Source organism: Pseudomonas sp. 58 R 3 (assembly GCF_900006605.1).
GTDB classification, from domain to species: Bacteria; Pseudomonadota; Gammaproteobacteria; order Pseudomonadales; family Pseudomonadaceae; genus Aquipseudomonas; species Aquipseudomonas salomonii.
The window spans coordinates 517,100-531,333 of sequence record NZ_CVTT01000061.1; the positions used below are offsets into that span (position 1 = coordinate 517,100).

11 protein-coding genes are annotated in these 14,234 nt (G+C 61.0%); 7 read left to right on the top strand and 4 right to left on the bottom strand.

Translation table 11 applies throughout. The annotated features are described in order from the left end of the window. Positions 1-3: 3 nt before the first annotated feature. Entirely contained in the window at positions 4-1,203 is a 1,200-nt protein-coding gene (locus tag BFP92_RS20715) for a CynX/NimT family MFS transporter (protein ID WP_065930877.1), read from the top strand. Here the strand turns inward: BFP92_RS20715 and BFP92_RS20720 are convergent. Then, positions 1,174-3,489: a TonB-dependent receptor gene (locus BFP92_RS20720; protein ID WP_065930878.1), complete on the bottom strand. Its 2,316-nt coding sequence runs from the start codon at positions 3,487-3,489 to the stop codon at positions 1,174-1,176. The genes BFP92_RS20715 and BFP92_RS20720 overlap by 30 nt on opposite strands. A gap of 155 nt (positions 3,490-3,644) precedes the next feature. On the opposite strand from BFP92_RS20720, the gene BFP92_RS20725 reads away from it, so the two are divergent. The 3 genes from BFP92_RS20725 to BFP92_RS20735 all read left to right on the top strand — a co-directional run bounded on the left by BFP92_RS20725 (position 3,645) and on the right by BFP92_RS20735 (position 7,227). After that, a complete protein-coding gene (locus tag BFP92_RS20725) occupies positions 3,645-4,589 on the top strand; it encodes a LysR family transcriptional regulator (RefSeq protein WP_065930879.1) in 945 nt (314 codons plus the stop codon). 397 nt (positions 4,590-4,986) lie between these two features. Next, positions 4,987-5,466, top strand: coding sequence for an HIT family protein (locus BFP92_RS20730; protein WP_065930880.1), 480 nt, complete (start codon positions 4,987-4,989; stop codon positions 5,464-5,466). Positions 5,467-5,619: 153 nt separating this feature from the next. Next, positions 5,620-7,227 (top strand): alkaline phosphatase family protein, encoded by a 1,608-nt coding sequence (locus BFP92_RS20735; RefSeq protein WP_065930881.1) that lies wholly within the window; start codon positions 5,620-5,622, stop codon positions 7,225-7,227. Positions 7,228-7,352: 125 nt separating this feature from the next. Here the strand turns inward: BFP92_RS20735 and BFP92_RS20740 are convergent, their stop codons facing one another. Then, positions 7,353-8,258: a TauD/TfdA dioxygenase family protein gene (locus BFP92_RS20740; protein WP_065930882.1), complete on the bottom strand. Its 906-nt coding sequence runs from the start codon at positions 8,256-8,258 to the stop codon at positions 7,353-7,355. Between the two features lie 181 nt (positions 8,259-8,439). Between BFP92_RS20740 and BFP92_RS20745 the strand changes: the two genes are divergently transcribed. After that, entirely contained in the window at positions 8,440-9,360 is a 921-nt protein-coding gene (locus tag BFP92_RS20745) for a LysR family transcriptional regulator (protein ID WP_065930883.1), read from the top strand. 100 nt (positions 9,361-9,460) lie between these two features. Here BFP92_RS20745 and BFP92_RS20750 read toward each other — a convergent pair whose 3' ends face one another. Continuing rightward, positions 9,461-10,462, bottom strand: coding sequence for an ABC transporter substrate-binding protein (locus BFP92_RS20750; RefSeq protein ID WP_065930884.1), 1,002 nt, complete (start codon positions 10,460-10,462; stop codon positions 9,461-9,463). Positions 10,463-10,741: 279 nt separating this feature from the next. Here BFP92_RS20750 and BFP92_RS20755 point away from each other — a divergent pair, with 279 nt between their 5' ends. Then, the gene (locus BFP92_RS20755) at positions 10,742-12,328 is read left to right on the top strand and encodes an ABC transporter permease (protein WP_065930885.1); all 1,587 of its coding nucleotides are present in this window, start codon (positions 10,742-10,744) and stop codon (positions 12,326-12,328) included. Beyond that, positions 12,325-13,140, top strand: a complete 816-nt coding sequence (locus tag BFP92_RS20760; RefSeq protein ID WP_065930886.1) for an ABC transporter ATP-binding protein — start codon at positions 12,325-12,327, stop codon at positions 13,138-13,140. Before BFP92_RS20755 ends, BFP92_RS20760 begins: the two co-directional genes overlap by 4 nt. On the opposite strand, the gene BFP92_RS20765 is transcribed toward BFP92_RS20760, so the two are convergent. Further along, the gene (locus tag BFP92_RS20765) at positions 13,127-14,197 is read right to left on the bottom strand and encodes a fatty acid desaturase (RefSeq protein WP_065930887.1); all 1,071 of its coding nucleotides are present in this window, start codon (positions 14,195-14,197) and stop codon (positions 13,127-13,129) included. The genes BFP92_RS20760 and BFP92_RS20765 overlap by 14 nt on opposite strands. Positions 14,198-14,234 lie beyond the last annotated feature (37 nt).

Consider the following 14,234-nt stretch of genomic DNA (forward strand, 5'->3'; position numbering starts at 1 on the left):
TGCATGACGCTCAACCATTCATTCGCGGGAAAACTCGCCGGCTGGGGCCTTTTGGTCGTACTGGGCCTGAACCTGCGCCCCATCCTCAGCTCTATCAGCCCCTTGCTCGGCGAGATCCGCCAAGCCACCGGCCTGAGTTTCCAAAGCAGCGCCCTGCTCACCAGCCTGCCGGTGGTGTGCATGGGCCTGGTGGCGCTGGTCGGTGTGCGCGTGGAAGCACGTCTGGGCGAACGACGCGGCATCGCATTGGGCCTGATGATGATTCTGCTGGCCTGCCTGGCGCGCTGGTTGATGGGCCAGGCGTCGGCGCTGCTGGTTACCGCGTTGCTGGGCGGCGCCGGTGTGGCGTTGATCCAGGCATTGGTGCCGGCGATGATCAAGCGCGAATTTCATCACCGCGTGCCGGTGGCGATGGGTGTGTACTCGGCCTCGTTGATGGCGGGCGGTGGCCTGGCGGCGTTGCTCAGCCCGCTGGTGGCTACGCATTTTCAGCAATGGCAGGCGGGGCTTGGCGTGTGGCTGTTACCTGCGCTGGGGGCATTGCTGCTGTGGGCCTGGCTGCCGTTGGGCGCGGCGAGAAACCTGCAAATCGCGCCGGCATTCAAGGGGCTGCGCAATCGTCGGGCCTGGCTGCTGGCGTTGTATTTCGGGCTGGTGAATTGCGGCTACATGAGCATGGTGGCGTGGCTGCCGGCCTACTATCAGCAACTGGGCTGGGGCGTGTTGCCCAGCGGTTCGTTGCTGGCGTTCATGACCATTTTCCAGGTGATCGCCGCGCTGCTGATGCCGGTGCTGGCTCAGCGCGGTATCGACCGTCGCCCGCTGCTCGGCATCAGCCTGCTGGCACAGACTGTCGGCTACCTCGGCCTGATCCTCGCACCGCTGGAGTACCCGCACCTGTGGGTGGCCTTGTGCGGTTTTGGTCTGGGCGCGTGTTTCGCCCTGAGCCTGCTGCTGACCCTCGACCACCACCGCGACCCACGCCAAGCCGGGCAACTGGCGGCCTTCGTGCAGGGCGTGGGCTTTTTGATCAACGCGGTTTCACCCTGGCTGACCGGCTGGCTGCGCGAACTCACCGGCAACTTTGTCAGCGCCTGGGTGGTGCTGACGGTCACGGTGCTGGCGATGCTGGTGGTGACTCGGGTGTTCAGCCCGGCCACCTACCGCACTGGCTCAGAAGTCGTAGCGGCCCGTCACGCCTAGGGTGCGCGGCGTGCCCAGCAAGCCTTCGTAGCCGCCGTTGCCGCCGGTCCACAGGGTGGTGTAGTAGGTTTTGTCGAAGGCGTTTTTCAGCCACAACGACACATCCCACTGCCCTTGCTGGTAGTTGCCGCGCAGGCCGGTAGAGAGGTTGACCACCGCGTAGGCCGGAATCTGCCCATAGTCGGAATCCTCCACCGTGCCCACCGCTTTGGAGCGAAATGCGTAGCTGGCGGTCACGTAGGGTTCGAAGCCGTTATCCAGGTTCCACTTGTACTCGCCGTTGGCGTTGGCGATCCACTTGGACGCGCCCACCACTTGGTGGCCGCTCAGGTCGCAGGAGGCCGGCGCACCCGGGCGCAAGCTGACTTCCGGTGGGCACGGCGCATCTTTGTAAGACAGGTAACTCACATCGTTGAACGAGCCATTGATATTCAACGTCAGGCCCCGGATCGGCACCAGCGTGCTTTCCACTTCCACGCCGCGCGAGCGCACGGAACCGGCGTTGGTCAGGTATTGCACGCGGTTTTCCTGGTCGTAGGCGTTGGTCTGGTAGCCGTTGACCTGGGTCCAGAACAGGTTGGCATTGAGTTGCAGGCGGCGGTCCCACAGCGTGCTTTTAAACCCCAACTCGGCGTTGTTGGCGCGCTCGGTGCCCACCAGCAGCGAATCCGCCCCGGCCGTCGGCGCAGAGCCCACCACCAAATTGACCCCGCCGGACTTCTCGCCATGGGACAACGTGGCGTAGCCGAGCAGGTTGTCGTTGAAGTGATAGCTCAGGTTGAGCAACCCCGACGGCGTGGCGCTGTACTGGTTGAGATCGCCGGAGTCATACGCGCCGGTGCGCCCACGCCGCGCCGTGGCAGCGGCGCCGGTGACCGCAGCGCCACCCAAAGGCGCATTGCGGCTGACCCAGGCGCTTTTTTCTTCGTAGGTGCCGCGCACACCGGCGGTGAAATCCAGGCGCTCCGTGAGGTGCCAGGTGCCCTGAGCGAACAGGGCAAAGCTGTCGGTGCGAATATGCCCGTTGCCGACGCTGCTCACATCATTTAGCGCGCCGGTTGGCGTGCCATTCCAGATATCCGCCTTGGGCCCGTAATAGGCGAAGGATTTGTTATCCAGCGAGTTGCCGAAGTAATAGGCGCCCAGCACATAGTCGAAGAAACCGCCGGTGGGCGAGGCCAGGCGGAATTCCTGGGACCACTGCTTATCTTCCACCGACACACCGGCGTTATACGACGCCGGCACGTTGAGGCCGTCGTCATTGCGCGGGGTGAAATTCCACCAGCGATAGGCGCTGACCGAAGTCAGGGTGAAGTCACTCGGCAACGTCCAGTTGGCCTCCAATGAAGTGCCGCCCTGGAACACGGTGACATGCTGGTCGTTGTCCAGGTTGACCTTGCGATGGGTGCCATCCACCAGGCTCGCGCCCGCCGCTGCGGCCCGAGACTGATAGAGGTTGGTGCCATTGATGGTCGGCCCCGTGCTGTACAGCACGCGGGTGCCGGCGCTGGAATCCTCCTCGTTGTAGTCACCGATCCAGCGCAGGTTGAAGGTGTCGCTGGGCTTGTACAGCAACTGCCCGCGAAAGCCCTGGCGTGAGCCGCCGTTAAGGTCATGGCCGTTGTATTCGTTTTTGATGTCGCCATCGCTGCGTGTGCGATAGGCGGAAAAACGCCCCGCCAACTCGTCGGTGAGCGGGCCGGAAATCGTGCCCTTGGTCTGGAAATAACCGTCCTCGCCCAACGAGGTTTCAATGCTGCGCTCCGGCGTAAAACTCGGCGCGCGCGTGCTGATATTGATCACGCCTGCCGTGGTGTTCTTGCCGAACAAGGTGCCTTGCGGGCCGCGCAAAACTTCAAGCTGCTCGATGTCCATCAAGTCGAACACCGCCATGCCCGGCCGCCCAAGGTACACGTTGTCGATATACAGCCCCACGCTGCCCTCCAGGCCGTCGCTGGCCGGGTTATTGCCCAACCCACGAATCGACACGCTGGATTGACGCGCATGCATGTAAGCGACGTTGACGCTGGGCACCAGTTGCTGCAAGTCCTGAATGCGGTAGACCCGCTGGCTCTCCAGCGCCTGGCCGCCGATGACGCTCATGGGCGTCGGCACTGCCTGGGCGCTTTCGGTGCGCCGCCGGGCGGTGACAGTGACGGTCTCAAGCTGGCCGCTGGCGTTTTCGCCCTTGCCGGCAGGCGCAGGTGTTTCGGCGGCCTGGGTCGGCGACCAACTGGTGCTGCCGGCCACCAACATGGCCAGGGGCAAGGACTTCAACAGACTCATAAGCGGCTCCGAAACCCGGAAATATCAACTATCAGATATTCCAAAAGGTTATTTATTTATGTTTTATCGAACATTTACTGCATAAGAGATAGCCTTTATAAGGAGTCGACCTAATGCATAGCCAATGCATTTCCCGGATATTTTTGATGTGAAAAATGCATATCGACTTACGCCAACTTCGCCACTTCATTGCCCTTGCCGAACAACGCAGTTTTGTCGCGGCGGCGCTGGCCGTGAACCTGTCGCAGTCGGCGTTCAGTCGCAGCATCCAGGCGCTGGAACACAGTGCCGGTTGCCAACTGGTAGACCGTGGCCGCAAAGACCTGGCGCCGACCAAGCAAGGCCAGGTGCTGCTCGAACATGCACGGCGCCTGGTCAGCGGCGCGCAGGCGCTGGCCAACGAGATCAGCCAGTTCAATGGCCTGGAAGCCGGTGAACTGCGCTTCGGCTGCGGCCCGGCGCCCGCTGCCGGGTTGATCCCGCGTGCCATCGGCAGTTTTATCGGGCGCTACCCCAAGGCCCGCGTGCAGTTCCAGGTGGATGACTGGCAAAGTTTGAGCAAACGCCTGCTCAGCGAAGAGTTCGAGTTTTTCGTCGCCGACACCCGCCACTTCGAAGCCAACCCGGACTACCACACCCACCGCCTGCGCGCGCGGCGCTGGTACTTCTGCTGCCGCGCCGGGCACCCGCTGGCCGAGCGCGAAAGCGTCAGCGCCGCCGAGCTGATGAGCTACCCGCTGGCGGTGACGATTCGCCCGCCGAACCTGCGCAAAGTCATCGTCGACCTCAGCGGCCGGCCGGATTACCTGCCCAATGTGGAGTGCGAAAACGGCTACAGCTTGATGGGTGTGGTGCTGCGCTCGGATGCGATCGGCATCGTCAGCGCCAACAGCGATGTGCTGCACATGGCCCGGAGTGAGTTGGTGTGCTTGAAGATTGATGGGCTGGCTGAGGACTTGGAAGAGCGCTATACCCGCTACGGGATTGTCAGTCGGGCGGGGTATCGGTTGTCGCCGTTGGCGGAGGCGATGATTGAGCAGATCAAGCAGATCGATGAAAGAGACGAGGATGCTTACGCGTTGGAAAATATTGCGGTTTGAACGGAACAATCGAGCTCGATTTCCCCCCAAGCAAAAGCCTCAAAAAATATAGAATCCATGCCAGCAACAAAAAATTAATAAAGAATAAATAAACACCTAACAACTCATTCATATCCTTTTTAATCACTAAATACCGAGTAATTCCTCAAGCTGAAAGACGGTATTCGACACTCAGCCCGAATAGCACCACACACTGGCTGAGACTCCCTCAGTCAATCATGCCGAGCTTCGGCCCGTTAAATTTCAATATTGCTGCGCTTATGGCCTCCGGAATAATAACGTCCATCGCGTCCAATCTCTTCGGCGAACAACGATCGCATTATATTGAGTGGGATGCCGCCCAGTGGCCGTTGGGATATAGCACCCACTATTTTGATGACAATCAGGCAGGTGTTTAATGGACTGTATTTTCTGCAGCATTGCCCGCGGGGCTGCTCCCACTCATCTCCTATGGGAAGATCAGACCCACATGGCGTTTCTCTCCATATTTCCCAACACACCGGGGTTCAGTGTCGTTATACCCAAAGCCCATCAGGGCAGCTATGCGTTTGCCGAGTCCGACAGAGTGCTTTGCGACTTGGTCATCGCGGCCAAAAAAACTGCGAATCTTTTGGACCAAGCGCTGGAAGGTGTGGCGAGAACGGGAATGATTCTGGAGGGTTATGGCGTCGATCACCTGCACGCCAAATTATTCCCAATGCACGGGACCGGGGAAGACAGCGCCTTCAAAAAAATCAGCTCGAACGTGGACAAATATTTTGAGCGTTATGAAGGCTATATCTCCTCCCATGACGCAGCCCGGGCAGACGATAAATGGCTGGCAGAACTGGCTGTTCATATCAGATCTTTCGCCAGGCAAGGCAGCTCCCATACTTGAAATGCATTCCCCCTGTGGGAGCGGGCTTGCTCGCGAAGGCGCCAGAAGCAACACCCATGCATTCCCTGCATAAAACCCAGTCCTCAAATGCACTTGCCAGCCCACCACCCGAACAGCGAAAACCTTCACCTTTCCTCTGTCCGGTGAAGCCCCATGTCCCAACCCAACCCCGTGCGCAATGTGCTCTACATCATGTGCGATCAACTGCGCCGCGATTACCTGTCGTGCTACGGCCACGCGCATTTGCACACGCCGAATATCGACCGCCTCGCCGCTGCCGGCGTGCGCTTCAGCCGCGCCTACACCCAGGGCACCATTTGCGGGCCGTCGCGGATGTCGGCGTACACCGGGCGTTATGTCAGCAGCCATCAGGTGGCCTGGAACGCGGTGCCGTTGCCCTTGGAAGAGCTGACCATCGGCGACTACCTGCGCCCCCATGGCATCCGCACCGCACTGGTGGGCAAGACCCACGCCACGCCGAACCTGGAAGCGTTGCAGCGCCTGAATATCGACCCTGAAAGCCCGCAGGCCGAGCCCTTCAATGAGGTGGGTTTCGACGCGTATTTGCGCCACGACGGCATCTACCCCGACAGCCCGCTGTTCACAGAAAAACGCGAGTCCGCGCCCTACACCCAGTACCTGCGCGAGCACGGCTACGACGGCACCAACCCTTGGCATGAATGGGCCAACGCCGCCGCCGGTGAAAACGGTGAGGTACTCAGCGGCTGGCATATGCGCAACGCCGGGCTGCCGGCGCGGGTAGCCGAGCAGCATTCGGAGACCGTCTACACCACCGACCGTGCCATCGACTTTATCGCTGAACAAGGCGAGCAGCCGTGGTGTTTGCACCTGTCATACATCAAGCCGCACTGGCCCTACATCGCGCCAGCGCCGTACCACGCGCTGTATGGCGCCGCGCATATCCAGGCGCCGATTCAGCCTGCGCACACCAGCGATCATCCGGTTTACCAGGCTTTTCGTCAGCATCAGGAAAGCGTGAATTTTTCCCGTGATGAAGTGCGGCTCACGGTGATCCCGACCTACATGGGCCTGATCAAACAGGTCGATGATCAACTCGGGCGGCTGTTCGACGTTCTGCAAAGCAACGGCCGCTGGGACGACACGCTGATCGTGTTCACCAGCGACCATGGCGACTTCCTCGGTGACCACTTCCTGGGCGAAAAAGAGTTTCTGCTGGAGCCTGCGGTGGGCATTCCGCTGATCGTGCGCGACCCGCGTGCCAGTGCCGATATCAGCCGTGGCACGGTGGATGAGCGCCTGGTGGAAACCATCGACGCCCTGCCAACGTTCCTCGATGCCCTGGGCTTGCCTGCCGCAGACCATCGCCTGGAAGGCCGCTCGCTGATCCCGCTGCTGCACGGCGAACCGATCAGCTGGCGTAATTACGCCATCGCTGAATACGACTATGCCTTCCAGGCCCCGGCGCGCGAGCGTTTGGCGCAGCCCATCGACCGTTGCCGCATGACCATGGTGCGCAGTGAGCGTTGGAAATACCTGGCCTATGACGGTTTTCGTCCACAGTTGTTTGACCTGCAGAATGACCCGCAGGAGTTACACGACCTGGGCGCCGACCCGGCCTATGCGGCGGTGCGCGAGACGCACTTGGGGTATTTGTTCGAATGGCTGCGTGGGTTGAAGCGGCGTACCACCATCAGCCATGCGGAGGTTGATTCGCGTGGCCAGTGGTTCCGGTACGGTGAGCCGGAAGCGGAAAAGGTGGTGAAAATCGGCGTCTGGTAAACATACAAAAAACTAATGTGGGAGCCGACTTGCTCGCGAATACGGTCTGTCAGTTGCAAATATGCTGACTGATCCACCGCATTCGCGAGCAAGCCCGCTCCCACATTTTTGATCTGCGACTTAGCTCATAATCCCTTTGTGGTCTGGCTGCGCTGCCCTTGCACACTCACCGGCACATCGCCCTTGAGCGTCACCCGACGCACGATGCGCTCCTGGGTGCCGTAATCGTCCACCGCGTAATGCTGAGTCGCGCGGTTGTCCCAGATCGCCACGTCGCCGGTGTCCCAGCGCCAGCGCACGGTGTTTTCCAGGCGGGTGACGTGGCCTTGCAGCAGGTTGAACAGCTGCGCAGATTCGGTCTGGGAGTAGCCTTTGAGGCGTTTGACGAAGTGGCCCAGCAGCAAGGTTTTTTCGCCGCTGACCGGGTGTACACGCACCACTGGGTGCTCGGTTTCATACACGGTGGAAGTAAAGATTTTGCGGTATTCCTCAAGCTTTTCTACCGACACATCCGGCTTGCGCCCGGCGTAGTCATACTCGTTGCTGTGCACGGCCCACAGGTTGTCGGCGAGTGCGCGCAGGTCGGCGCTGAGGTCGTTGTAGGCGGCGGCCGTGTTGGCCCACACCGTGTCGCCACCAGACTTTGGTGCCAGCACCGACCGCAGGATCGAGGCTTTAGGGTAGGCATCAACAAAGGTCACGTCGGTGTGCCAGGAATTGGCGCGCTGGCCACGGGCACCGTCCAGCTCCAACAGGAAGCGCGTACCGTCGCGCACCGGCACCGTCGGGTGTGCGATCGGCTCGCCGAGCAGGTGCGCGAAGGCTTCCTGGCTCTGATCATCGAGGTGGGTTTGTTCGCGGAAGAAGATCACTTTGTACTGCACCAGCGCTTGCTGGAGGGCCTCGACGGTGGCGGCATCCAGGTCACCGGAGAGTTTGATGCCACGGATCTCGGCGCCGATGCGGCCGGCCACCGGGTGGATGTCGAGCGTCTGGGCGACGGGTTGAACAGCTAATGCGGCGTTGCTCATTGTGATGACCCTCATGTGCCTGCTGATGGTGGGATGCTTTCCTGCAACGCTCTATTCATATGCAATTTAGATCTAGCAAATGAATCAATGCTTCGTTGACGGAATAAGAGCTTGCATTTAAAACCTCAGCTCCCACGGTCGCAAATGCCTTCGACCTATTTTTCAAATGCCGGGAAAGCATATGGATCTTCGCCAACTTCGGTACTTCATCGCCCTCAACGAACACCGCAGTTTCGTGCGTGCAGCCGACGCCATGGGCATCACCCAACCGGCGTTCAGCCGCAGCATCCAGGGGCTGGAACAGGAGTTCGGCTGCGTGCTGGTCGACCGTGGCCACAAGGACTTGCGCCCCACGCCAGAGGGCCAGGTAGTGCTGCAACATGCCTTGACCCTGGTGCACGGCGCCGCGCTGCTGAGCAGTGAAGTCACGCGCATGACCAAGCTCGACGCCGGCGACCTGCGCTTCGGTTGCGGCCCGGCGCCAGCGGTAAAACTGGTGCCGGACGCAGTGGCGCGTTTTATCGGCGCGCACCCGAAAATCCGCACCCGTTTCCAGGTGGATAACTGGGAGAAACTCAGCCGCGCCTTGAGCCGCGAAGAGATCGAGTTCTTTATCGCCGACATCCGCCAGTTCGAGGCCGACCCGAACTTCCAGACCCGCGCATTGACGCCCAAGCGCGGCGTGTTTTTCTGCCGCCCAGGGCACCCGTTGCTGGCCAAGGACAGCCTGTCGACCAACGACATGTTCGACTACCCGCTGGCCTCGCCGCTGATCTCCCAGGGCATTCGCAAACTGCTGGCGAACCTGAGTGGGCGCATGGATTTTTCACCCAGCATTCAGACTGAACACTTCCCGGCGCTGGTAAAAATCGTGCTGCAATCGAATGCCATCGGTGTGGGCACCGAGGAAGCCTTTGCCGAGGATATCGCACAGGGTTCGCTGGTGCTGCTGCACTGGCGCAACCTGCCGCAGAACATGGAGACCATGAGCGCGCGCTGCGGGATTGTCAGCCGCACGGGGTCGAGGTTGTCGCCGGCGGCGAAGGCGATGATTGAGACGCTGGTGGAGGTCGACAGGCAGGAGGTGAGTGTGGCGGTTTGATGGGCCTCTTCGCGAGCAAGCCCGCTCCCACAGGTTGGAATGCATTCCAAATGTGGGAGCGGGCTTGCTCGCGAAGACGGCAGCCCAGACACCACCTCTGTCAGAGGCCCGCAGCGGCCAGGTTCGGCGCCACCCAGTCACTCACCTGAAACGACTTGCGAATCAGCCGTTCCTTGGACGCCAAGTCCACCGCGCCCTGCAACTTGCCCAGGAACACCGGGTCCAGGGTCGCCGGGAAAATCTCGCTGAGCTGTTGGTCTTTCAAGTCGTTGGTCAGGATCACCGGCGGATAACTGGCACGCCCCGACACCAGCTCGATATAGGCTTGCTTGTTGCTGTCGGTGGTCAACCACTGCACCGCTTGCTGCTGGGCCTTGAGCAACTTGGCCACCGCATCAGGGTGTTCGTCGACAAATTGTTTGCTGCCTACCAGCACCGCCTGGATGCTGCCGGCACCGCCGAGGTCCTTGGTGGTGAGCGGTATTTCCGCCAGCCCTTTAGCCTGCAACGCCGTCAGGTTCGAACCGCCCCAGGTCGCATCAATCTGCTTGGCGGCCAATGCCGCGCCCGCCGCGTTGAAATCCAGGTTGATGACTTTCAGGTCCTTTTCATTCAAGCCCTGGCTGGCCAATGCGCTGTCGAACGACAACTGGCTGGCCGTGCCACGGAACACCGCCACACGCTTGCCCTTGAGGTCCTGCAAGCTTTTGATCCCCGAGCCCGGCACCACGCCCAGGTACTGTTTGATGTCACGCGCGCTGGCGCTGAGCAAACGTGTGTCCAGCCCATTGGAGCGACCGATGATCGCCGCCAGATCGCCCAGGTAGGCCAGGTCTACCTGGCCATTGGCGAAGGCTTCATTGATCACGGGACCGGCGCCCTTGAAGTAATTCCACTGAATCTTGATGCCTTGATCGGCAAAGGCTTTTTCGAAGATCTGCTGCTCGCGCAACACATCCGTTATACCGCCGCCGCTGTGCTGGCTGCCGGCACTCAGGTCAGGCACCGCGATGCGGATTTCCTTGAGGTCGGCAGCGTGCACCAACCCGGCCAGGGCGGTGCCCGCGAACAGGCTGATCAGACGTTTGAAGGGCAGTTTCATAAGCGCAGCTCCTGGTGGGCGACGGTCGCCTGGGGAGCAGAAAGTAGGCATAGCCCGAGCAAAACTTTAAATACTATAAATTCACAATTTAATAGCTTTTTGGACTATGCGAGCTAAAACGCTGGCTCCAGCGGCGTATGCATAAACAGCATCAAAAATATTCTTCGAATGCATTGGATGCGTGCCGGGCAGAGGCTTTAAATGATTTTTCTTATCTCACAATCATCTTGATTCCATTTTTATAAGATCGAAATCACATAACGCCGACGGAGGTCAGCCATGGCCCGCACTTCACAGTTGAGCCTGCCGCTTTCAGCCTCCATGCCGCGCTGGCCCTTGCTCGGTGAGCGTCTGCTGCCCTGGCTGTTGCCGCTGGCGCTGTTTGCGCTGTGGTGGTTGGCCAGCCGTCATCAGTGGATGAGCGAACAAATTTTGCCCGCACCTTCACTGGTGTGGAGCAGTGCTGTGGAACTGGCCGGCGGTGAATTATGGAGCAACCTGGCGATCAGCTTGCAGCGTTTGTTCTGGGGGCTGCTGGCCGGTATCGGCGCGGGGGCCGTATTGGGTGCGCTATTGGGTTTCAGCGCTCGCGCCGAACGCCTGGTATTCCCCACGTTCAGCGCGTTATCACAAGTGCCGACCCTGGCCTGGATCCCGTTGTTCATGGTGTTTTTCGGCATCGGCGAAACCTTGAAACTGGTGGTGCTGGTGAAGGCGATTGTGGTGCCCGTCACCCTGCACACACTGGTCGGCGTGCGTGACGCGCAACCCACTCTGCGTGAAGCCGCCCGCGTACTGCGCCTGCCTACCCATCTGCTGATTCGTCGGTTGATACTGCCCGCTGCATTGCCGGCCTTCATGGCCGGTGTGCGCCTGGCGCTGGCGGCGGGCTGGACCTCGTTGCTGGCCGTGGAGCTGCTGGCGTCCAGCGAAGGCATCGGCTACCTGATGGTCTGGGCGCGCCAGTTGTTCATGCTCGATAGTGTCTTCGTGTGCATCGTGGTCATCGGGGTGCTGGGCGTGGTGATGGATCGCGGCATCGGCTGGCTGGACCGCAAATGGGTGCACTGGCCGCACCCGGCCACTGCGCAGATTCGCCGCGGCCCGCGTTATGAGGGGTGGCAACGCCTGCAACCGTGGGTGTTGCCGCTGCTGTTGCTGGCGTTGTGGCAGCTGGCGACGGATCAGGCTTGGGTAGACCCGAATATTCTGGTCAGCCCATGGGCCGTGCTGCAAACCGCCGCCGCCGGCGTGCTGGATGGCAGCCTGTCCGGCGCCTTGGGCAAAAGCCTCGGCCGCACGCTGGGAGGCTTGTTGCTCGGCGGCAGCCTGGGGTTTGCCATGGGTTTGTGGCTGGGTTTGTCGCGACGCAGCGAGCGAGTGCTCGGGCCCACCCTGGCCGCACTGCGCCAGATCGCAATTTTCGCCTGGGTGCCATTACTCACCGCCTGGTTCGGCCTGGGTGAATTGGCCAAGTGGGTGTTTATCGCCCTGGCGGCGTTTTTTCCGCTGTTTATCGCCACCCAGCGCAGCGTGTTGAACCTGTCGCCACAGCTGCGCGAAGCCGCGCAAGTGCTGCGCCTGAATCTGTTCCAGCGCCTGCGCCGCCTGGTGCTGCCGGGCGCGGCGGCGGGGATCTTCGCCGGCCTGCGCCTGAGCCTGATCTATGCCTGGCTGGGCACCATCGGCGCGGAATATTTCATGCCGTCCAATGGCGGCATCGGCAGCCTGATGATCGGCGCCCAACAGCTGCTGCGCATGGACCTGATCATGGGCGGCATGTTGCTGGTCGGCCTCACCGGCGCCACGCTCAACCTTATCGGCCAACGCATCGAAACCCGCGCCACGCGCTGGAGACACGCATGAACGCACCTATCGTCAGCTTCAACCATGTGGGCAAGACCTTTGACGTCGACGGCTTTGAGCTGGAGGCGATTCGCGAATTCAACCTGGACATTGCCGAAGGCGAGTTTGTGGCGATTGTGGGTTCCAGCGGCTGCGGCAAATCCACCCTGCTGCGCCTGCTGGTGGGGCTGGACACGCAGTTTCGTGGCGAGATCCGGGTGGATGGCAACGCCGTAAAGGGCATTGGCAGCGAACGCGGCATCGTATTCCAGGAACACCGATTGTTCCCCTGGCTGACCGTCGCAGAAAACATCGGCCTGGGCCTCGTCAACGAGCCGTTGAGCGAGGCCGAGCGCAACCGGCGCATCGGTGACTTTATCGAATTGGTGGGCCTTACAGACTTTACCCGCGCTTACCCGCATCAGCTGTCCGGCGGCATGGCGCAACGTGTGGCTATCGCCCGAGGTCTGGTGGCCAGCCCGCGCATTCTGTTGCTCGACGAGCCGTTCGGCGCCCTCGATGCGCTGACCCGCCAGCAGATGCAGGACGAGCTATTGGCGATCCGCGCCCGCGCTCAAATCACCACGGTGCTGGTGACCCACGATGTGGAAGAAGCGATCTTCCTCGCCGACCGCGTGGTGGTGATGGAGCCGCGACCCGGGCGGATCAAGCAGGTGGTGGACATCGCCCTGCCCCATCCGCGCCAGCGCAGCAGCTTCGAGTTCCACCAACTGCGCGAAGAGCTGCTACATGAGCTGATCAGCGACGACCACTATCAGCCGCCGTTGCGCGAACAGATTCGCGACCTGCCGCTGGCGTTTATTGCTTGCTGAACGCCAGTTCGGCGTCCGGCCGTTCCTGGCGTTCAAGCCGGTTGGCGCGGGTAAACGTACCGATATCATTGAAGCGCACGCCCATCTCGCGCATCACCGGGTGGGCGACCTTGGCGGTCATCTGGCGGATGTAGAACGGCTCCTTCACCACAAAATGGTGGATGCCGTGAGTGCTGCCGAAGTTGAAGCAGAACGCCTGCAACGGCCACATCCACCACGGGTTGAGCACCTGGGTTTGCTGGATCACGTTGCCCAGTTCCACATCACCGTAATAGTGCATGTTGGAGCTGACAAAATGCAGGCAAAAGGTGCGCAGCACGTTAGGGCCGATGATCACCACGGCGGCGATATCAATCACCTGCATCATCTGCAAGGTACCGGCGGACCACTGGATTGGCACGCCCATCAGGCTGGCGATGCCATTGGCGGCATGAAAGCCCAGGAACACATACCACGCGCCCCAATGCAGCAGCGCCAGCGGTGCGTAGACCAGCAGCGAGCGTTTGAGGATCTTGAGTTTGTGACGCCAGGTTTTGGCCCGCAGCATGCGGATAAACGCCGACATCACGTTATCGCCCACCATCAGCAACCGCGCGAACCCCCACGGCTCGCCATTGGTAATGGCGCGCTCTTCCATATCGGTTTCGGTGCCGGACACCTTGTGGTGGTTAAGGTGCAAATGCCGGCGTATCCACGGGTTGATGGTGCTCGGCCGCGCCAGCCACACCAGGCCCATCATCAGGTTGTGCGGCACGCGTTGCTTGCGAAAATACATGCTGTGGATCAGGTCATGTTCCAGCTCGTGGGTCAGCGAAGCGAGGAAGGCATTGAGCAGCAGGCACGCCCACCAAGCCATATGGCCGGTGATGTAGAGCGCCGCCGAGCCGAGCATGCCGAGCAAGGCAAAGGCCAGGATACCCGCGCCCAACGCGTCCTGATGCAATAGCCAGGGGTGCTGTTGGCGCAACCGCACGCCTTCGGCGAGCACCACTTCACGGATTTTTGCCGAGCGCTGTTGCGCGTTCATCTGTTGGGGACTTGCAGAAGTACCGTCCATGCTCCCATCCTCTTGTTAAGTGATACGTCCATCCTGC